Annotated in this window: 20 protein-coding genes and 1 riboswitch; of the genes, 17 read left to right on the forward strand and 3 right to left on the reverse strand. The window is 49.0% G+C overall.

The features are described 5' to 3' along the window. The first annotated feature begins 32 nt into the window (after positions 1-32). The 7 genes from KNQ02_RS07845 (at position 33) to KNQ02_RS07875 (ending at position 7,786) form a co-directional block, all read left to right on the forward strand. Positions 33-1,760 carry an IucA/IucC family protein gene (locus tag KNQ02_RS07845; RefSeq protein ID WP_214807848.1) on the forward strand — a complete coding sequence of 576 codons (1,728 nt, stop codon included), beginning with the start codon at positions 33-35 and terminating at the stop codon, positions 1,758-1,760. Next, positions 1,717-3,366, forward strand: coding sequence for an IucA/IucC family protein (locus KNQ02_RS07850; RefSeq protein WP_214807851.1), 1,650 nt, complete (start codon positions 1,717-1,719; stop codon positions 3,364-3,366). The genes KNQ02_RS07845 and KNQ02_RS07850 overlap by 44 nt, the downstream gene beginning before the upstream one ends. Next, the gene (locus KNQ02_RS07855; RefSeq protein ID WP_088836822.1) at positions 3,353-4,561 is read left to right on the forward strand and encodes an AMP-binding protein; all 1,209 of its coding nucleotides are present in this window, start codon (positions 3,353-3,355) and stop codon (positions 4,559-4,561) included. Before KNQ02_RS07850 ends, KNQ02_RS07855 begins: the two co-directional genes overlap by 14 nt. Beyond that, positions 4,558-4,812 (forward strand): phosphopantetheine-binding protein, encoded by a 255-nt coding sequence (locus KNQ02_RS07860; protein WP_214807853.1) that lies wholly within the window; start codon positions 4,558-4,560, stop codon positions 4,810-4,812. The genes KNQ02_RS07855 and KNQ02_RS07860 overlap by 4 nt, the downstream gene beginning before the upstream one ends. Further along, positions 4,812-5,810 carry a DUF6005 family protein gene (locus KNQ02_RS07865; RefSeq protein WP_214807856.1) on the forward strand — a complete coding sequence of 333 codons (999 nt, stop codon included), beginning with the start codon at positions 4,812-4,814 and terminating at the stop codon, positions 5,808-5,810. Before KNQ02_RS07860 ends, KNQ02_RS07865 begins: the two co-directional genes overlap by 1 nt. Then, complete coding sequence (locus KNQ02_RS07870; protein ID WP_088836824.1) at positions 5,758-6,585, forward strand: sugar phosphate isomerase/epimerase family protein; 828 nt, start codon at positions 5,758-5,760, stop codon at positions 6,583-6,585. Before KNQ02_RS07865 ends, KNQ02_RS07870 begins: the two co-directional genes overlap by 53 nt. Before the next feature lie 94 nt (positions 6,586-6,679). Next, the gene (locus tag KNQ02_RS07875) at positions 6,680-7,786 is read left to right on the forward strand and encodes a glycerol dehydrogenase (RefSeq protein ID WP_214807859.1); all 1,107 of its coding nucleotides are present in this window, start codon (positions 6,680-6,682) and stop codon (positions 7,784-7,786) included. Between the two features lie 46 nt (positions 7,787-7,832). Here the strand turns inward: KNQ02_RS07875 and KNQ02_RS07880 are convergent, their stop codons facing one another. Together KNQ02_RS07880 and KNQ02_RS07885 are read right to left on the reverse strand one after the other, a co-directional pair. Then, positions 7,833-8,762, reverse strand: a complete 930-nt coding sequence (locus KNQ02_RS07880; protein ID WP_214767509.1) for a peptidoglycan DD-metalloendopeptidase family protein — start codon at positions 8,760-8,762, stop codon at positions 7,833-7,835. Positions 8,763-9,172: 410 nt separating this feature from the next. Beyond that, entirely contained in the window at positions 9,173-9,907 is a 735-nt protein-coding gene (locus KNQ02_RS07885) for a peptidoglycan DD-metalloendopeptidase family protein (protein WP_088836827.1), read from the reverse strand. A 333-nt stretch (positions 9,908-10,240) separates the two neighbouring features. Here KNQ02_RS07885 and KNQ02_RS07890 point away from each other — a divergent pair, with 333 nt between their 5' ends. From KNQ02_RS07890 to KNQ02_RS07910, 5 genes are all read left to right on the forward strand, one after another. Further along, positions 10,241-10,705: an NUDIX hydrolase gene (locus KNQ02_RS07890; RefSeq protein ID WP_214807862.1), complete on the forward strand. Its 465-nt coding sequence runs from the start codon at positions 10,241-10,243 to the stop codon at positions 10,703-10,705. Between the two features lie 512 nt (positions 10,706-11,217). Further along, positions 11,218-12,093, forward strand: coding sequence for an SDR family oxidoreductase (locus KNQ02_RS07895; protein WP_214767516.1), 876 nt, complete (start codon positions 11,218-11,220; stop codon positions 12,091-12,093). A 13-nt stretch (positions 12,094-12,106) separates the two neighbouring features. Beyond that, the gene (locus tag KNQ02_RS07900; RefSeq protein ID WP_029333410.1) at positions 12,107-12,295 is read left to right on the forward strand and encodes a hypothetical protein; all 189 of its coding nucleotides are present in this window, start codon (positions 12,107-12,109) and stop codon (positions 12,293-12,295) included. Positions 12,296-12,358: 63 nt separating this feature from the next. Continuing rightward, the gene (locus tag KNQ02_RS07905; protein ID WP_214807865.1) at positions 12,359-14,368 is read left to right on the forward strand and encodes a catalase; all 2,010 of its coding nucleotides are present in this window, start codon (positions 12,359-12,361) and stop codon (positions 14,366-14,368) included. A 222-nt stretch (positions 14,369-14,590) separates the two neighbouring features. Beyond that, positions 14,591-14,881 (forward strand): hypothetical protein, encoded by a 291-nt coding sequence (locus KNQ02_RS07910; protein ID WP_029333417.1) that lies wholly within the window; start codon positions 14,591-14,593, stop codon positions 14,879-14,881. Positions 14,882-15,033: 152 nt separating this feature from the next. Here the strand turns inward: KNQ02_RS07910 and KNQ02_RS07915 are convergent, their stop codons facing one another. Beyond that, positions 15,034-16,218, reverse strand: coding sequence for an MFS transporter (locus KNQ02_RS07915; RefSeq protein ID WP_214807867.1), 1,185 nt, complete (start codon positions 16,216-16,218; stop codon positions 15,034-15,036). 205 nt (positions 16,219-16,423) lie between these two features. Here KNQ02_RS07915 and KNQ02_RS07920 point away from each other — a divergent pair, with 205 nt between their 5' ends. The 5 genes from KNQ02_RS07920 (at position 16,424) to thiS (ending at position 20,112) form a co-directional block, all read left to right on the forward strand. Further along, positions 16,424-16,849: an OsmC family protein gene (locus KNQ02_RS07920; RefSeq protein ID WP_088836833.1), complete on the forward strand. Its 426-nt coding sequence runs from the start codon at positions 16,424-16,426 to the stop codon at positions 16,847-16,849. Next, entirely contained in the window at positions 16,846-18,075 is a 1,230-nt protein-coding gene (gene nagZ, locus KNQ02_RS07925) for a beta-N-acetylhexosaminidase (protein WP_214807869.1), read from the forward strand. Before KNQ02_RS07920 ends, nagZ begins: the two co-directional genes overlap by 4 nt. A 66-nt stretch (positions 18,076-18,141) precedes the next feature. Continuing rightward, positions 18,142-18,244, forward strand: a riboswitch (TPP riboswitch). Between the two features lie 89 nt (positions 18,245-18,333). Next, positions 18,334-18,924: a thiamine phosphate synthase gene (locus tag KNQ02_RS07930; protein WP_214807871.1), complete on the forward strand. Its 591-nt coding sequence runs from the start codon at positions 18,334-18,336 to the stop codon at positions 18,922-18,924. Further along, on the forward strand, positions 18,921-19,925 hold the full coding sequence (locus tag KNQ02_RS07935) for an NAD(P)/FAD-dependent oxidoreductase (protein ID WP_214807873.1): 1,005 nt from the start codon (positions 18,921-18,923) through the stop codon (positions 19,923-19,925). The genes KNQ02_RS07930 and KNQ02_RS07935 overlap by 4 nt, the downstream gene beginning before the upstream one ends. Next, the gene (gene thiS / locus KNQ02_RS07940) at positions 19,909-20,112 is read left to right on the forward strand and encodes a sulfur carrier protein ThiS (RefSeq protein WP_159172662.1); all 204 of its coding nucleotides are present in this window, start codon (positions 19,909-19,911) and stop codon (positions 20,110-20,112) included. The genes KNQ02_RS07935 and thiS overlap by 17 nt, the downstream gene beginning before the upstream one ends. The last annotated feature ends 2 nt before the right edge of the window (positions 20,113-20,114 follow it).

Raw genomic sequence — 20,114 nt, forward strand, 5'->3', positions numbered from 1 at the left:
CGTTATCAATTGATGGAAGGATAGTGGCAGTCATGACAACACGACAAGAACGTATCGATGAGATTGCAACCCGGGCAACGCTCCAGGCATTTGCGAATAGTTATCTCCGTGAAGTCAAAACAGTTGATTGGTTCATTCCGAAAGAGGAGGAGAGAGAGAAGTGCGGTAAGAGTGGTTGCCGAATTGATGTGACAACAGTCTATATCCTCGAAATCCGTCATCGTTCACGCATTGGACGACATGAAATCGGGCGGATTTATCGCCAGACTCCGAGCGGATTGGTGGAAGAAGCACCTCTTGTCTTCATCATAGCGTGTTGCCAACATCTTCAACGGCTTGTACCGGGATTAACGGATTTACTATACCGGGTCCTCGATAGCCATCGGGTAATGTGTCAAGTCATCACACATCAGTTGGACGAGACGACGCGAGCTCAGACATTCCTTGAACATGAACAGACAGTTCGGTTCGGACATTGGTTTCACCCGACGCCGAAAAGTCGGGTGGGAATGCATGACTGGGAACAAATCGCATATGCTCCGGAATTTAAAAACGGTTTCCAACTCGATTATTTTGCCGTCGATCGGACTTTACTGATTGAGGAAAGTGCGACGGATCGGCTGATCAGTGAGCAGATGTGCAAGCAACTCGAATCAACGGTAAAACTTTCAGCTGGGGAAGCGCTTCTGCCGGCACACCCTCTGCAAACTCAGTTTTTGTTGACGCAAACGATTGTTAAAGCATTAGTGGCACAGGGACGGATTCGCCACCTCGGGCAGCTCGGTCCACTGTATTATGCGACATCTTCAATCCGGACGGTTTTACATACCGACGGCCTGCACATGTTGAAGTTTTCAATTCCCGTCCAGGTAACGAATTCACGACGAGTCAACAAACGACATGAACTAACGGCAGGGATAGTCATGAAACGTCTCGCCGGGCATTTGACGTTGCCCCGAGGATTTTCAATTACGCATGATCCGGCATACGCCACACTTTGGACGGATACGGAAGAATCCGGTTTTGAAGTAATTTACCGGGAAGCACAAGCCGACGCGGTCAATGTCGCTGCACTCGTCCAGGAACCGCTGGAAAATGAACCTTCCGTTTTGATGTCGCTCGTCCTCGAAGCGAAACAAGCGGATCAGTCATTGGAAGAAGCTGCATGGGACTGGTTTGCAACGTATATTGAACTGACACTCGGGGCGTTGCTCGAGTTGTACGACAACTACGGCATCGCGCTTGAGGCACACCAACAAAACAGCCTGATTACTGTTGAACAGGGACGGCCTATCCGTTATCAGTTCCGCGATAACCAAGGGTATTATCTCGCCCTGTCCTGCGAAGAGAAATTATTGTCTTTGGAACCATCATTGGATCAGGCACGAGAACTGTTTTATGACGAGTCGACGATTGAGGAACGGTTAACGTATTACATGGTCTGGAACCATTTGGGCGGACTGCTTCACCGTTTTGACCGAGACGGACTCTTACGGGAACAGGACATGCTCGATTGGCTCGGAACTTGGCTTGATCAACGACAGCAAACATTGTCGGGTCCGGCTCAAGACTGGATTCACTATGTCCGCTCACGTCAGACGCTACCGTACAAGGCGAACTTGCTGACACGTCTGCATGCACTCGACGAGCTGGAAGTCAGCGGGGAGCGGGTCATCTTTATTGAAATCGCTAATCCATTACAACGGGAGGTCCCTCATGAGGCAAACGAGCGAACAACGTGTCTGCAAACAACTTCTTGAAGCACTTTTATTCGAACGGATCGAGCCGTTCAGTGAACATCCGCGACAAGACGGCAATGCGACGTTTCGATTCATCCGTCCCCCGTATGAACTGACGATTAACGGGAGGCGTGGGGCATTTGACCGGATTTGGCTCGAACTTTCTACAGGTGTGCTGACCAAAAACAATCAAGTTCAACCGATGACACTGGCGCAAATCATCGCGTGTTTTCAAATTAAGGATTCGCTCCGGCAAGAGCTCGAGCAAACGGTCGCGCTTGATGAGAGCTGTCCCGTCCCCATCGTTGTACGAACGCAAATGACATACAGTGCTTTAGAGCAGGCGTTGATCGAAGGACATCCGTATCATCCATGCTTCAAGTCCCGCATCGGATTTTCGCGCGCCGATCATTGGCGATATGGACCGGAGTCAGGACAGCGGTTTCGTTTACGGTTCGTCGCACTTCCGGCTACTACTGTCCACATGACACAAATGAATGGCGTGATGGAACAGGCATTCGGTCAAGCGACTCTTGAGTGCTTAAATGCACTTCTAATCCGCGCAACAAATGATTCCGCCGATTATCAAATTGTTCCGGTCCACCCGTGGCAATGGAGATGCGTCGGGATGGATGTCCTCGAGTCGGGCGGCATTGACCTTGGAGAAAGCGGTCCCCTGTTTCAAGCGACTCAATCAATCCGGACTGTTTTCCAACCAGGCGTACCGGATGCTCCGCATATTAAGCTCCCGCTTGATCTCATCCAGACGTCGGCGAGACGGACGTTTGACGTCCCGAGCATTGTTGCGGCACCGGTTTTATCCGATTGGCTGATCAGAAGAGCGGAAAAGCTTCCCGTAACGTTGCTCCGCGAATTCGCCAGTCAGGTCGTCGAGACGAAGGACGGAAAATTATCAGGCCGCATCGGCTGTCTCTATCGCGACAATGTCCTGACGAATGTCACAGCTGAGGAAACAGTCATCCCTTTTACGGCGCTTGCCCTCAACGAAGCGAACGGGGGACTGTTTCTTGACCCGTGGTTCAAGAAATACGGGATGGAACAGTGGGTAAAACAGTTTCTGACCGTTTATTTACAACCGGTCTTCCGTCTCGTCGCCGAAGAAGGGCTTGCTCTCGAAGCACATGCCCAAAATAGTTTACTCGTGTTAAAAGACGGCTGGCCAACGCGACTAATTTTGCGGGATTTTCATGATAGCGTCGAATATGTCGGGAAATTTGTCCGGCATCCGGAGGAGATACCTGATTTTAAGACCATCCATCCCGCTTTTAATTCGCCGGTCGGGACATATTACGAAATGAAAGAGGTCGAGGCATTACGCGAGCTCGTCAGCGATACGGTATTTGTATTTCATTTGACGGAATTATCGCATCAGTTGGAGGACAAGTACGGCTTGAAAGAAACAACATTTTTCAAATGGGCTGCCGCGGTACTCGACCGACTCGAGCTGTCGCCGGATCGCTTTGCCGCCTTAGGATTCGGCGAAGCGACCATGTACACGGAGTCCCTCTTCGCGCGTAAATTCGAGACAGGGCAGTGCCGGCATCTTGTTTGCAATACATTATATACAAGGACGCAGAAGGGAAGCGAAACGCATGTTATACATTGAAGAGACGCTTTATACCGAACAAATGCTGACAGATCATCCCGTTTGCCAGTTAAGTTGGCTCGCTGACCCCGGGACTACAGTTGTTGCAGTTTGTACTAAAGACACGGCAGCCTGGATTGCCTTTTGTTTACTTATGAAAAGAACACAAGGAACGGTCGTACCGCTTCATCCGGACTTACCGGAAGCCGGTGCACGCGATATGGCGGAACGAGCAGGGTGTGACTTTTTAATTTATGGTGATTTTCAACAACCGGTTCGATTGACGCAGGCAAAACCTCGTCCGGGAGGTCTGATTCAATTCAGCTCCGGTACGACCGGAGAGGCGAAAGTGATTCACCGGACATGGTTGTCGATTGAACAAGAAGTGACAGCATACAATCAATGTTTTCCGTTACCGCATGCAACAGGAACGATTGTCGCCTGTCCGACATCACATTCATTCGGCTTGATTTGCGGTGTCATGGCGACGCTATATCGGGGGGCAGTACCCGTCATTCTCGAACATACGGCACCGCGACATGTCTTGCGTGTCTGTCGGGCACATCCGGATGCGATTTTGTATGCGGGACCGGGGCTTGTCTATCTGCTCAGTCAGTTTAAGCAGCGGCTATTTGCAGTGATGATTTCCGGTATGACGTTGCCGAATAGTTGGTTTGAAGCGATTCAGGACGTGACCGATCATCTTTTACAGCAATACGGATGCTCAGAAACCGGTTGCATCGCATTACACCCTGATCCGAAAACAGCGCAGGCGATTGGCTATCCGTTACCACATCTTCAAACGGAGGCTGGAACTATAAATCAACCGGCTGAATTGCTAGTCGAATCAGATGGAACCTGGACGGGTACGAAGGATTTGGTCGGAGCGTCGGAAAACGGCGAATTGTTCTTCTTCAGCCGGTTGGACGAAATGATAAATGTATCTGGTCTATCCGTTTATCCAGCAGATGTTGAAGATGTATTACTACGTCGCGCCGACGTCAACGAAGCCGTCGTCTTCAAGAAAAGTGATCGTCTGCAAGGCGAACGAGTCTGTGTCCAGATCGTCAGTTCGGCGACCGAGGAGACATTACGCTCGTTTTGCCATGCGCATCTTGCTCCACATCAATGTCCGACTGACTGGACGTTTGTTACGGAAATAAAAAAACTGCCGAACGGAAAAATCAGTCGAATCCGACTGGGGGTGACGTCATGAGTTCCTTCCTCGACCAGCAAAGATTTCATCAAATCGTCGAGGCGCAACTCGATGTCATCTTACCGATGGAAGTGACGGGACAGGAGCGGCTTCGCGATGAACTGCAACTGGATTCGATGCGGTTGTTGCAGTTGCTCGTTCATCTGGAGCTTGAATACGGTCTCGTTCTAGCCGACGAGCAACTCGGACAGCTTCCACAGATGACGGTTGAAATGTTCTTAGCTGCGCTAACAAAAAAGGAGGTGCTTTGATGATAAAAGTTCACTGTCTCGTCAGTTGTGTCTGTGAAACAATCAAGCGGTCGCAAGCAGATCATCGTCCGTATTATTTCGGGATTTGGGACGCCGACTTTGGCTTGACGTCCGATTTTGTTTTATCGCATCATGCCCCGGAGATTAATCATGAAGCGATGCTCGAGTGGTACCGTTTACTGTACGGGATCACAGTCCATCAGTGGTATGACCGGACCCTGTCACGGGCTACGAATATCATGAACCTCGAACGACTCATGAAAACGAAACGACCGGAACAATCGATTATCGTCATGCTGGATCTCGCGCAGTTACCGGAGCGGGAAAACAAGTTTCACCATGACGTGTTTCCACATTATGTGATGCTTGAACCAACGGATGACGAAAAGACATGGCGGATGATGGACCCGGATTTTAGATATGAAGGTGAAATGGATCGCGTACGGATCATCCAGGCAATCGATCAGCCGACTGTCGCCGGAGGGTTCTGGTTTGACGGGAGTCACGTCAAACTTCCGGATCGGGAAACGGTCGCAGCTTACTTCATGAGTGGTCTCAAGCGGCACCACCCGTTGACGGAAGCAGTCGGAAAAATTGTCTCGCATCATAAGAAAACACCAAATCGCTTACCTTCTGCGCTAAAACAACTTCCGGTCATCGCGATCCGTAAATATGCCTATGAACATGCTTTTGCTTATTTTTATGAACAGTTAGGTCTCGATTTAGGCTCTTCCGATTTCGACGGGTGGTGTGATCGAATCGAACGACTCGTCAATCAATATACTGTCATCCAGTACCGGACAATTAAATACAGTATGACGTGCGATCCAGCTGTTTTGACTGAGATTCAAGCGTTGCTCGCAGATCAGGCGATGTTAGAAGATACGATCAAACAACAGCTCATCGGATTATTTAACGAATACTGCCGGAAAGAAGGGGAAACAGATGAAAATTGCACTGTGTACCATCAGCTATCGCCATCATCTCCGCTCGTTTGACGACTTATTATCCTACGCATTGGCGGAGCAGTTTGATGCGTTAGATGTTTGGGGGGTTCATGCGAAGCATTTACAGGACGATGAAATATTGCGTTTACGCGAGCATGCTATAGAGGTCAGTATGCTGAGTCATTATCTATCGTTTGACGCACCATTATCGGTGTTGCTTGAACAGACGAAAGCGTTATCCCGTTTAGGACAACGAATCGGAACAAGGCGTATTCGGATTTTTGCGGGCAACAAGTCAAGTCAGCAGTTGACCGAACCGGAACGGGTCCGGCTCGTCTATCAGTTGCAGGGCGTTTGTAAGATTTTAGATCAAAGCAAGCAACTGCTGTTAATTGAAATTCATCCAAATACGGCAGCGGACACGATTGAATCGACGGAACGGTTAGTACGCGAAGTGAACCATCCGGCTTGCCGGCTGAACTTTGATGTGTTGCATGTCGTCGAATCAGGTGCTGATCCGGTCACTGCTTACCGTCGTCTTGAACCAGTCATCGAACATCTTCACTTGAAGTCGATTGCCCGGACGGATCAATTCGAAGTCTTTAATCCGGCAAACGTATATGCGGCAGGTGGAACACGTGACGGTATGGTACCGCTGTTTGATGGAATCATTGATTACGAAAGATTTTTCGAAGAACTGAAGCAAGCGTTAACATTGAAAACGGCCAGTCTTGAATGGTTCGGTGATAGTCCGGATGAACAATTAAAAACAGATTGTCGTAAAGTACGCGATGTATTAGAAAAATCACAACTGCAGTTCATGTAATGGTCATACAGATCAGCGTTTAAGAAGCGGCGCGAACAGGGAAACACTATTGTGTACGTCATTGTTTCGTGTTTTCTCGGAAAGGATGTTGATTATGTCAGAACGTGTCTTCATCAGCCCAAGCAAGTACGTCCAAGGAAAAAACGTCATCGACCGGCTCGGTACATACGTGAGCTCGTTCGGTGACAAAGCTCTGTTGATCGCAGACGATGTCGTCTTTAAAATCGTCGGGCAACGGATTCATGACTCCTTTGAAACAGAAAAAATTGGTATCGAACAAGTCGACTTTAGCGGCGAAGCATCGCGCCATGAAGTCGAACGGATCACGAAGCAGGCGAAAGAAGCGGACGTCCGCTTTGTCGTCGGGGTCGGCGGCGGGAAGACGCTGGATACGGCGAAAGCCGTCTCGGACGAACTAACGGTGCCTGTCGTCATCGTGCCGACGATTGCTTCGACCGATGCACCGACGAGCGCGTTATCAGTCATTTATTCAGACGCCGGGATTTTTGAGAGCTATCGCTTCTATAAAAAGAATCCCGATCTTGTCCTCGTCGATACGAAGCTGATCTCGGAAGCACCGGCGCGATTCTTCGCGTCCGGGATTGCCGACGCGCTCGCGACCTGGGTCGAGGTCAGAAGTGTCATCGCATTCGGCGGGAAGACAATGGCCGGTGGTCGGCCGACGATTGCGGCGGAAGCGATCGCGAAACGCTGTGAGGAAGTGTTGTTCGAACATGGTCGACTCGCGTATGAGTCGGTTCAAGCAAAAGTCGTTACGCCGGCTCTTGAAGCAGTCGTCGAAGCGAATACGTTACTGAGTGGACTTGGTTTCGAAAGTGGGGGACTAGCCGCGGCACACGCGATTCATAACGGCTTTACAGCACTTGACGGGGACATCCACCACTTGACGCACGGTGAAAAAGTTGCGTTCGGGACGCTCGTCCAGCTCGCACTTGAGCAACACAGTCAAGAAGAAATCGAGCGGTATATCGCATTTTATATGGACCTCGGGTTACCGGTCACGCTCGAAGACGTCAAACTCAAAGATGCCTCGCGCGACGACATCTTGAAAGTCGGGAAAGCGGCGACGGCAGATGGTGAGACAATCCATGATGGATTCGATGTGACGGCGGAAGAAGTGGCTGATGCGATCATCGCCGCGGACCGTTACTCGAAAGCCTATCAAGCAAAATTAAAATGAGTCAGAAAACAAACACCCCCGACCGGATGTGGTCGGGGGTGTTGTCTTATAAGTAATCGAGCGGATTGACACTGCTTGCAGCGGAGGTTGCGCTGTAGACATATGTACCACGGTGAAGCTCGAAATGAAGGTGTGCTCCGAAAGCATTTCCTGTTTCGCCGACCGTTCCGATCAGTTGTCCTTGCGAGACCGTTTGACCGACTGAGACGCTCCGGCTGTTTAAGTGAGCATAGAGGCTTGTGAAGGAAGATCCGTCAATTGTATGAGTCATCATGATGTAGTTCCCGTACGCGCCATAGTTTTTAGACGTCGTGACTTTACCGGCAGCTGTCGCATAGACGGGCGTTCCTTTTGCTGCACCATAATCGATGCCGTTATGGAACGTATAACCGTAAACGCCGCTCGCTGCCCCGTAACCTTGTGTAATCGGTCCGCTTGTCGGTGTGACGAAATCTTTTGAGGCTTTACTAGCACCTGAATTCGTTAATTTTAAGACCGCGTATTTTTTTACATAGTCGGCGTGCACATAACGCTTTTCGCCATTATAAAGGAACTTAATCCAGTCGCCTTTTTTGCCGAGGTAGCGGTACGTTTCTCCACTATCGACCGAACCGACCTGCTGGCTGTTTGTCGAAGAACTTGTCCGGACACGAAGGTTATCCGCCATTACCTTGATTTTATAATAACGTGTGACTGAATATTTTTTGACATAAGACGAAGAAACATAAACTTTACTTGACCCGTATAAAATTTTTGTCCAGTTGCCGGTACGCCCGAGATACTTGTAGGTTTCTCCCTTAGCAACACCCGTAATGACGCTTGATGAAGTAGAGGGGCCGGTCCGGACGCGTAAACCGTCATCCATGACTTTAACTTTATAGTAAGTTGTCGCAGCATCGACTTTCGGGACTGCAAATGTTGTCAGTCCAGCTACTGCAATGGCAGATACTGTTAAAGTCGTTAATAATTTGTTCATCTATGTATGTCCTCCTTGAAACTCAACACGATAGGTCAGTTGTTTGTTGAAAATATGTTCTACTAAATTTCATAAATGAGTATAACATTACTTAAAATGTTTAAATATTACATTAACATTTCGGAAATGTTTCAATAGAATATATTTAAGCTATCCAAAAATAACATATGACATTTATTGGTTTTTCTATATATATCAACACATTTTAGATGTTTAAAAAATGTTCACACACTAGGGAATTAATAAAAAAGTGTGACAAGTTGAGGTCGTTTAAGATAAAGTTGAAATGGAAATAATAGTATTTTTTAAAATTTGAATTTTTGTAATTTTGATGTTTAAAAAATTTTTTAAGTTTTCAAAATAGGAATCCAAACAAAAAAGACACCTGATTAGAGGTGCCTTTCTTTGGTTTAAAGTAAGTTGAGTGGGTTGACACTACTTGCGGCTGAAGAGCTGCTGTAGACGTAGCTGCCACGATGAAGTTCGAAGTGAAGGTGAGCACCGAACGCATTACCTGTGCTACCGACTGTTCCGATCTTCGTTCCTTTTGCAATCGTTTGACCCGCATAAACTTTACGTGAATTGAGGTGGGCATAAACACTTGTGTAGGTTAAACCGTTCACCTTATGTGACATCATGATGTAGTTTCCGTACGCGCCTTGATATTTTGAGGAGATGACTTTCCCAGTGGCTGTCGCATAGACAGGAGTTCCTGTCTTCGCTCCGAAGTCGACACCGTTATGGAACGTATATCCGTAGCGGCCGCTTGCATTGCCATAGCGTTGCGTCAGAGTCCCGCTTGTCGGGCGAATAAAGCTAGACGAGACGGATGCTTTTTTTGCAGTGCTAGTTTTAGACTTGAGGCTGTACTTTTTAACGTATCCTGAGTATACGTAGCGTTTTTCTCCACCGTAGATGATTTTCGTCCAGTTTCCTTTACGTCCAAGGTACTTAAACGTTTGGCCCGAGTTGACGCCTCCGATGATCCGGTATTTTGTTGAAGGGCCGGTCCGAACGCGAAGTCCGTCTGCCATGACTTTTACTTTATAAGAAGTACCAGCCGCTTCAACCTTACCTGTACCCGTAGCTGCAAATCCTGAAACGACAAGCGCGCTCATCGTCATAGTTGTCAAAATACGTTTCATGTTGTAAATCCTCCTGATGTGAAAACAAAGTGACGGGTTAATGAAAAATGAAATGACTGAGTCATTAAATAGGATGTGTTGTATATAGAGTAGATTGAGTTAGTAGAGTGAGTGGTGCTTTCGAACAAACTGAGTATAGCATTCGGAATTTACAAATCGATATTTCAATTTTATTTCTAAAATATCTTTAGATAATATATATTGTAATCTTCGTTTTGGGATAATTACGCAATCCCTTGAGACGAGGGTTTGTCCATGTCATCTGTTTGACTTTTTTATTACAAAGTCAATTATGGGAAATTATGATATTGTATCGAAACATAACAAAGGAGTGTGGGACAGTTGGATATTAACTTTAAGTTTGAGAAGCAACGATTCAATCACCGGGCGGCTGCCGTGATCGTCAAGGAAGGGTGTCTCTTAATTCATCGGAATATTCGAGATGCTTTTTGGGCATTACCAGGGGGACGGATTCAACTGATGGAGAGTGGGGAGACAGCGGTTGTCCGTGAAATCAAAGAAGAATTAGGATTAGAAGCACAAGTTAAACGTTTTTTGTGCGTTCACGAAAATTTCTTTACATATGAAGACGTCGCTTTTCATGAAGTCGGTTTTTATTACGAAGTCGAGTTGTTAGATGAGATCAATGTGACGACGGAAGATTTTTACGGTGTCGAGGGCGAGGAACTGATTTACCGGTTCGTCCCGATCGACGAATTGCCATCCATCGAATTCTATCCCCTACAGCTAAAAACGATGCTGAAGACAGGTGAGTGGGACCGTCTAATAAAAGAATGAATTCCTGGAGTAAGACTTGTATGCACCTTTTTTTGAAGGAGATTCTGGCTGTAGACAACGTGCGATTGGGAGATCAAGCGTCTTTTTTCGTTGCTTTCCCCGAGCGAGGCGCAAGTCGTTGCTCCTTGATCTTCACGGACAACGAGCAGGGTCTTGCCTGCCTTTGGCAAGTCGCGTTAAATTCCCATAGGAGTCAACGAAACATGGCGCTTTTTAGGTAATACCGTGACAGAACTCTAGGCATGCAGACGGTTTAGCGCGCAATTCGTCTCGAATCGCTTAGAACCGCGAAAAGCAATCGGTCGCGACTCTGCAGCTTTGGAGACGAGGCGAGATAAGGCAGCGCAAACGAATTGCCTCTTTTTATAGCCTGTTCACGCTTCATAAGAGTTTGTCTGTAGTCTGTATCCCCTTTTTGAAGGGGATTTTTTTTATGGAATGACGTTTATTCATACATGGCAAGGGAATGTTAACTAAGGAAGTCAATTATCACAGTAGAGGGGATGAGTGAGATGCGCGAAAAGCAACTGAGGGATATGCATGAAGAAGCAAAAGGGCAAACACAAGATCATCAACCAGGAATCGAGTCCGAAATGAATCCTGAACCGATTTATGACGATCCCGAGTATGTCGGCTCCGGGAAGCTGAAAGGGAAAGTCGCGCTTATCACTGGCGGTGACAGCGGGATTGGTCGCGCCGTCGCGGTCGCTTACGCAAAAGAAGGCGCAAATGTCGCGATCGTTTACTTAAATGAAGGACAGGACGCGGAAAAAACGAAGCAGTTAATTGAAGGGTACGGAGTTAAGGCCCTTGCATTTGCGAAAGACGTCAGCCGGCCGGAAAACGCAAAACCAGTCATTGATCAGGTGCTTCAGGAATTCGGTCAACTGAATATTCTCGTCAACAACGCAGGAAAACAATTTCCGCAAGATGATTTTTTAGACATCACACCGGAACAGTTGCAGGAAACGTTTGAAACGAACATCTTCTCGATGTTTTATTTGACGCAGGCTGCCGTACCGCATCTGAAAGAAGAAGATACAATCATCAATACGTCGTCCGTGACGGCTTATCGCGGGGCACCGACGTTGATCGATTATTCGGCGACAAAAGGGGCGATTACGACGTTAACACGTTCGCTTGCATCGAGCCTCGTCGAAAAAGGCATTCGTGTCAATGCCGTCGCACCGGGTCCGATTTGGACACCGTTAATTCCGGCGACGTTCTCGAAAGAGAAGGTCGAAGCACATGGGGAAGACACGTTACTGAAGCGTCGGGGACAACCTTCAGAAAATGCTCCAGCTTATGTTTACCTCGCGTCACGCGACTCGAGTTACGTCACGGGACAAACCATCCATATCAATGGCGGCGATTATATTACATCATAAGGAGGTCTTTTTTATGAAGAAGAATCCGAACGAAGTACCGGAGCACGAACCGAATCACGAACCGAATGAAGTGCCGGGAACACCACCGTCGGAAATTCCGGACACGCCGCAAGAAGATCCAATCCGTCAGCCGGAGCCGGATACTTTTCCGGAACCGACAGAAATACCGGATGCACCACAAGAAGATCCGACACCGTATTGATGGTAGCGATGACCTAACTAGCTGATTGACACCGATTGCTTTTACTTATGGGGAGGTAACAGTATGACGAATAAAAAAGAAGAACAAATGAAGGCGCACCAAATCGATAACACGAAAAAAGCGGGACTGACGACGAATCAAGGGTTGAAAATGGCGGAAGATGAATTTTCGCTAAAGGCAGGACTACGGGGACCGACATTGATTGAAGACTTCCACTTTAGAGAGAAGATGACACACTTTGACCATGAACGGATTCCGGAACGAATCGTCCATGCTAGAGGTGTCGGGGCACATGGTGAATTTCAGGTATACGAACCGCTAGCTGAGATTACGAAAGCGGGCTTTTTGAACGATCCCTCGAAAACGACACCGGTCTTCGTCCGTTTTTCGACGGTCCAAGGGTCACGCGGTTCAGGAGATACGGTCCGTGATGTCCGTGGTTTCTCGACGAAGTTTTATACGGATGAAGGCAACTACGATTTAGTCGGGAATAACATTCCGGTATTCTTCATTCAAGATGCCATCAAGTTTCCTGATTTCGTCCATGCCGTCAAACCGGAGCCACATACGGAAGTTCCGCAAGGCGCAAGCGCGCATGATACGTTTTGGGATTTCATCGGTCAAAATCATGAGACTGCACATACGGTCATGTGGGCGATGAGTGACCGTGGAATTCCACGGAGCCTTCGGATGATGGAAGGGTTCGGCGTCCATACATTCCGACTCGTCAACGCACAAGGGAAGGCGCACTTTGTTAAGTTCCACTGGAAACCAAAACTTGGTGTTCATTCGCAAGTCTGGGATGAAGCACAAAAAGCACTTGGTAAAAATCCTGATTTCCACCGCGTTGATTTATATGAAGCAATCGATAAGGGGGATTTCCCGGAATGGGAGCTCGGACTGCAATTGATTGCGGAAAAGGATGAGTTCAAGTTCGATTTTGACATTCTCGATCCGACGAAACTATGGCCGGAGGAAGAAGTACCGGTCCGACTCGTCGGTAAAATGACATTGAACCGCAATGTCGACAATTTCTTTGCGGAAACAGAACAAGTAGCGTTCCACCCAGGACACATCGTTCCGGGAATTGATTTTTCAAATGATCCGTTGTTGCAAGGGCGGTTGTTCTCATATACGGACACACAGTTGTCCCGACTCGGAGGACCGAACTTCCATCAAATCCCGATCAATCAGCCGGTTTGTCCGTACCATAACAATCAGCGGGACGGCATGCATCAGATGGCGGTCCATAAAGGACAGACGAGCTATCACAAAAATGGTTTGAATGAAAATCAGCCTGAGCCTGTCCCGGTCGAAGAAGGCGGTTTTGAACATTACCAGGAAAAAGTCGACGGCCATAAAGTGCGTGGCCGGAGTGAAAGTTTCCTCGACTTTTATTCACAGGCGAAGCTCTTTTACAACAGCATGACTGCTGTTGAACAACAACACATTCGTGATGCCTACAGCTTCGAGCTCGGAAAGTGTGAATCTGATGTTGTCAAAACGAATGCCGTGGATTTGCTGAATCATATCGACCATGCCCTCGCGAAAGAGGTTGCGGAGAACATTGACGTTGCGGTACCGACGACGGATGAAGGGGTTCAATCAGAGAAACGCTCAGATGCCCTCAGTATGGAACATACGATTCGAAAAACGGATACGCGCAGTGTTGCTCTGTTGCTTGCAGGGGACGTGGATGCAAATCAGGTGAAGGCGTGGGTCGAAAAACTGGCGGAGCATAACATCAATTACAGCCTCGTTGGTAAAAAAGCCTATACACTAGGTGAAATGAAAGTAAAAGAAACGTATGATACGGTCGATTCAAGTTTGTTTGACGCCGCATTCTTAATCAGCGCATCTTCAAAAGTAGCGGACGACGTGCTCGAATTTATCGAGAACACGTATAAACATGCTAAACCGCTGGCGTTACATCTCCATGATGACTCAGTACTCGATAAGTGCCGTGTTGAAACGGATCAACCGGGTGTCTTCTTATTCAAAGAACATAACTTGGATCATTTTGATTCGTTCATCGAAGGCATCGCCCAAGCACGTTTTTGGGACCGGAAATAAGAATAGTCAAGGACTTCCAGTGTTGCGGGAGGTCCTTTTGACGTCGTCAAAATAACGTATGACTTCAATCATTATGTAGATAAGGCTCTTTTTTTGATGCAGACGCTTCACCCCTTTATAAAAGAATCGTATAAGCCTTTGGTAAATGACAAAATAATCAAAAAAACAGGAACTTTTTAGGTGGGTATCCGTAGAATAGGTTAAACAAAGGGGGAAGTTCGGATGGAAATCATTTTGGGGATCATTGCAGTCGGGGCAGCATTTTGGTTTTTCTTCAGTTACTTACTTGGCTTCAAAAAGAAAAATATCACGATGACGTTTGACGATCGTTTTTATACGCTCGATGAGCATGTCAAAGCAATTGAGCAGAAATTAAAGCAGGACGGAAAACAGGTCGAGTACTTAGGAAACCGCCGCTTTTTAGTAAGCGGGAAACGTTATCTGTTCGTTGAACGGACGGTTTCGATGTCTGGTGTTCCGATGCAACAAACGATTTTAGAGTTTGAAAAATAATCGAAAAAGCACGATGCCGTCCTGGAAGAAAGGGGCATCGTGCTTTTATTATGGGTATGAATAGAAGCTCAAACGTTAGTTTCCCTTTCGTACTACCAGTTACCAGTGTATAGGATGCGGGTTCATTGGATCATTATGTTCAAGTTACTTGATTATGAGCGCCGGTCGAGTCGGAAGCTGATTGCAGTCAACAACGCGGCAAGCAAAGCGACAAGTCCGCCGACGAGCGCCGTATTCATCATCGGTCCGCTCGCGTAAACGAGTCCACCGAGCGCGGAGCCGAAGGCGATCCCGACGTTACTTGCGACCGGCATCAAGGACGCAGCGAGTCCTTTTGCTTCCGGGTTGAACTTTTCCGCCAAGTCAATCAGATAGATTTGTGTCGATGTCGTCAATAAAATCGACATCAGTGACATCAAAGCGATATTGATCAGTCCGAGCGTGACGGATGACGTCGTGACATATAAGGCCGCCAAGACGAACGCTTGCACGACGAACACAAACCGTAACCGACCGATCGGATTATGACTGGCGATTTTCCCGGCCAGAATGTTACTGAAAATCGAGACGACGCCGTACGCGAGGAGGATTGGACTGATCCAGGCCCGCGGCAGCTCGAGTTCAAGTTCGAGAATCGGCACGAGGTACGTGTAGACGACATAGGTCGCACCAAATCCGAACGACGGGATGAAGAAGGCAATCATGATACGTGGGTTCGCGAGCAGGCGCAGTTGATCCTTAACGGAACTTGTCGCCGTCGCCTGTTGCCGTGGAACGACTTTGAAAACGGCGAAAAAAGCAATCAGTCCGAGAGCTGTCGTCAGCCAAAACGTCGCTTCAAAACCGGCATGTTGCCCGATGAACGTGCCGATCGGGACGCCGAAGACGTTCGCGAGCGTGAAGCCGCCGAAGATGAACGACACGGCGACACCGCGTTTCGCGACCGGGACACTGTCACTCGCGACGACCATCGCAAGCGAAATCAAGACACCGGTCAGGACGGCCGTGACGATCCGTGTTGCGAGCAGTAGCGAGTAGGTGTCGGCGATGCTGCTGCAAAAGTTCAAGACGACCCAAACAAAGATCAGGCTGAGCATCAATTTGCGACGTTCGAAGCGTCCCGTGATCGACATCGTGAACGGTGTCCCGATCGCGAAGGCAATCGCAAAGGCGGAGACGAGTGTGCCGGCTTTCGCAATCGTAATTCCGAGGGCCGAAGCGATTTCTGATAAAATCCCGACAATGACGAATTCGCTTGTGCCTAAGACGAACGTCAGTAAGGAGAGGGTGGCGATTAAAAGCCAGTCCGTTTTACTTAAACGGGTAGTAGATGACATATCAATTCCTCAATTCTAGCGCTAAGCAGCGCGAAACTATCGTTTTTCAGAATAGCATGATTCGTGTGTCAGGTGAACGGGAATCGGATGGAAACGGAAAAGAAGAATTATTTTGAATAGCATGTCAATTTTCTTCAGGTGAGACTACGCTATAATGAAGGAGAGCGAAGCGAACCGAACTAAAAATCGAAAGGTAGTGAGAAAAATGCAAGCGACGATTACATGGAATCACAAGATGGGCTTTAGTGGAGTGACGGAGTCCGGACACCAACTGGCAATGGATGCAGCACCTGAAAATAACGGGGAGAACGGAGCACCACGACCAACTGAATTGTTGTTACACGCCGTCGCCGGCTGTACGGGAATGGACATCGTCTCCATTTTAGAAAAAATGCGTTTACCGTTAACCTCGTTTGAGATGGACATTGAGGGAGAACGGGCGACGGAACACCCGCGCCGCTTTACGACGATTTCGATTCATTATCGTCTCGAAGGCGACTTACCGGATGATAAAGTCCGCCGGGCCGTGTCGTTATCAAAAGATAAATACTGTTCTGTCTCGAAATCACTGAATGCTGAAATTGAAGTCTATTATTCAATCAATGGCGTCCGAAACGAGGAACCGCTTTGAAACCGATTTACGTGCTTTTAACGGCTTGCTTTTTGACGGCATGCGCGAGTGAACCGCCCCAAACCGAGACGAAACCGGAACCGAAGACGAGTCAGCAACAGCCGGTCGCTGACGAACCGACGGCTGCCGACCAGGCGGAGCAAGACATCAAACGTCAGCTCGCCAAACTCTCGACTGCTGAAAAGGTCGATCAATTGCTGTATATCGGGATCAGTGGGACGACGTTATCGGACGCGGACCGAAGTCTGTTAAACGATCACGCGATAGGCGGTGTCCTGTTACTCGGAGGCAATATCACGTCAGACGCCCAGCTGAAAACCTTGACGGCAGCAATCAAGGACGCACAAGACGACGAAGCGCTCGCGTTCCTCGGCTTCGATGAAGAAGGAGGACGTGTCAGTCGTGTCCCGGATCAAACGTTTCATTTACCTCCGAGTCTGACGCTCGGTCAGAAAAACGATCCGGCATTGATGCAAAAGGCCGGACAGGCGCTTGGTGCGATGTCACGGTTTTATGGATTCAATATGGATTTTGCCCCGGTTCTTGATGTCAACAGTAACCCGGTGAACCCGATCATCGGTGACCGGGCACTCAGTGCTGAGCCGGATGATGTCGCCCGGCTCGGTGTCCCGTTAATGCTGGGAATCAAGTCGGAAGATGTCGTGCCGGTCATCAAACATTTTCCCGGACACGGGGATACGACCGTCGATTCGCATGTCGGCTTACCGACCGTGACGAAGACGAAAGCGCAACTCGAGCAACTGGAACTCGTCCCGTTCAAAGCGGCAATCGATGCCGGAGCGGAAATGGTGATGGTCGCACACATTTTATTCCCGGCGCTCGACCCAGACAATCCGTCGTCGTTATCAGAGCCGGTCATGCAACAACTGTTGCGTGAAGAGTTGAAGTTCGATGGCGTCATCGTGACGGACGACCTCGTAATGGGTGCGATCACGAAACAATATGGTCTCGCCCAAGCTTCGCGTCTCGCCCTCGAACGTGGTGCCGACATGGCGATGTTCTCGCAAGCCGGTGCTTACACGGATGTTCATGCGGCAATTATGCAGGGGATCAAGGACAAGTCACTATCACAGGCTGACCTCGACGCGAAAGTGACACGTGTCTTACGTCTGAAACAAACGTATGATTTAGCAGACACGAAGCTGATTCCAACGCGTGAACAATTGACGGAACAGGTCAAAACGGTCACGGATCGGCTGAACTGACAAGTCAGACTAGAAATCAAGCGAGCGGTCATGGTAGACTACGAATGAACCAACCAACACTAAATAGTTCTACACTAGGGGAGTCTCGCAGCAGACTGAGACGGAAATATCCGGACCCTTTGAACCTGATCTAGTTCGTACTAGCGGAGGGAAGTGGCTTCTGATTATCATCCTGTCTCAGGTCTTACCTGGACATTTTTCGGACCACTCCATCATGTTCATGGGGTGGTCCTTTTTGTGTAGCAAGGAGGAGAAGGTATGCGTCCGAAGTTACATATTGTGACGACCGGGACAAAAGAGCTGACACATCTTCTAGAAGTCTTGCCGGCTGTTGTGCCTTATGTCGACATGATTCATATCCGGGAACCGGGTTGGTCGGCGGACCGACTCGTCCAATTGATCGAGGAGCTAGTATGCGCCGGTGTTCCAAGTGAAAAACTAATCGTCCATGACCGGCTCGATGTCGCCCTCGTGACGAAGTCAAGTGTCCAGTTGACATCGCGCAGTATTCCCGTCGCTGTCGTGCGGCGTCAATTCAGCGAGCTACAAATCGGCCGATCAATCCACTCCTTGACGGAAGCGCTTGAGACGGGCAGCGACTTCGTCATGTATGGTCATGTCTTTGCGACGGCGTCAAAACAGGACGTCGCCCCGCGCGGACTAGCGGCACTCGCGCAAATCGTCACGTTTTCAAAAGTCCCCGTCATCGCGATTGGCGGGATTCAGCCGGAGAATGTCGCGGGTGTCCTCGCGACCGGAGTTGCTGGCATCGCTGTGATGTCAGGGATTCTCGGTCAGGCAAATCCGGTCGAAGCAGTCCGGTCGTATCGCGAGGTGCTTGATCAATGAAAGCAACAGAGACGTTAATCGTCGGCGCAGGCGTAATCGGTTTGACACTCGCCTACGAATTGCTCAAACGAGGACAACCGGTACGCGTGCTTGAGCAAAATCGTTCCAGTGAAGGAGCGACGCGAGCGGCAGCCGGCATGCTTGCGACGGATCATGAACTGATCCCTGCCTTACATCAACTGGCGGCAGCGAGTCGACAGCTTTATCCCGACCTCGTCCGTGAGCTGTTTAATGAGACCGGCATTGATAGTGGCTATAAAGAAAACCCGTTTCGACTGATCCGTGCAGACGGGGACATCCGGTTCGCTTCAGTCGGTCAAATCGATCCCGTCCAGTTGACGCGTTCGCTCCGTCACGCGATTAAAGCCCGCGGAGGTGTGATTGAAGAACAGACAATGGTCACGGGACTGCACCGGGCAGGGGCGACCGTCGTCGGCGTTGCGACAAGTAACGGTAAGCGCGAAGCCGGGAACGTCGTGGTCGCAAGCGGTCGGGGATCAGAAGCGTTACTCGCGACGAGTGGTGTCGAGATCGCGACGGTACCGGTCAAAGGCGAATGCCTCGCCGTCCGGCTTCCGGGGCATGTCTTGACCGAGACGTTGTTTAGCGACGACGTGTACCTCGTCCCGAAGTTTGACGGACGGATCATCATCGGGGCGACGGAACGGATCGGTGACGAGACGACAGGGGTCAGCGTCAGCGGGATTGAACATCTCCTGCAGGCGGCGGTGCGACTGTTCCCAGCAATCAGAGAAGCGGAAATCGTGGACATCTGGTCCGGGATTCGTCCACAAACAGCGGACGGATTGCCTTATCTCGGGCAGGTCCCGGGAGTCGGGCACCTATTCGTCGCGACCGGGCATCATCGGCACGGGATATTACTCGCCCCGATCACGGCGTCCGTCCTGGCAGACGAGGTAACGGGAATCACGCCGAAATATGAGCTTCGTCCGTTTTCATTACATGAATCGAGGAGGAACACGAATGCAACTCACCATTAATGGTCAACCGTATACGCTTGACGGAACGATTTCGACAATCGACGGATTGATTCATCATCTCAATTTGACGGAAAAAATGGTCATCATCGAACAGAATCGACAGATTGTCGAGCGGACAGCATACCAAAACACACCCATTCAAACAGGCGATTCATTTGAAATCGTTCACTTCGTAGGAGGCGGTTAATC

This window comes from Exiguobacterium sp. s102, assembly GCF_018618635.1.
GTDB classification, from domain to species: domain Bacteria; phylum Bacillota; class Bacilli; order Exiguobacteriales; family Exiguobacteriaceae; genus Exiguobacterium_A; species Exiguobacterium_A oxidotolerans.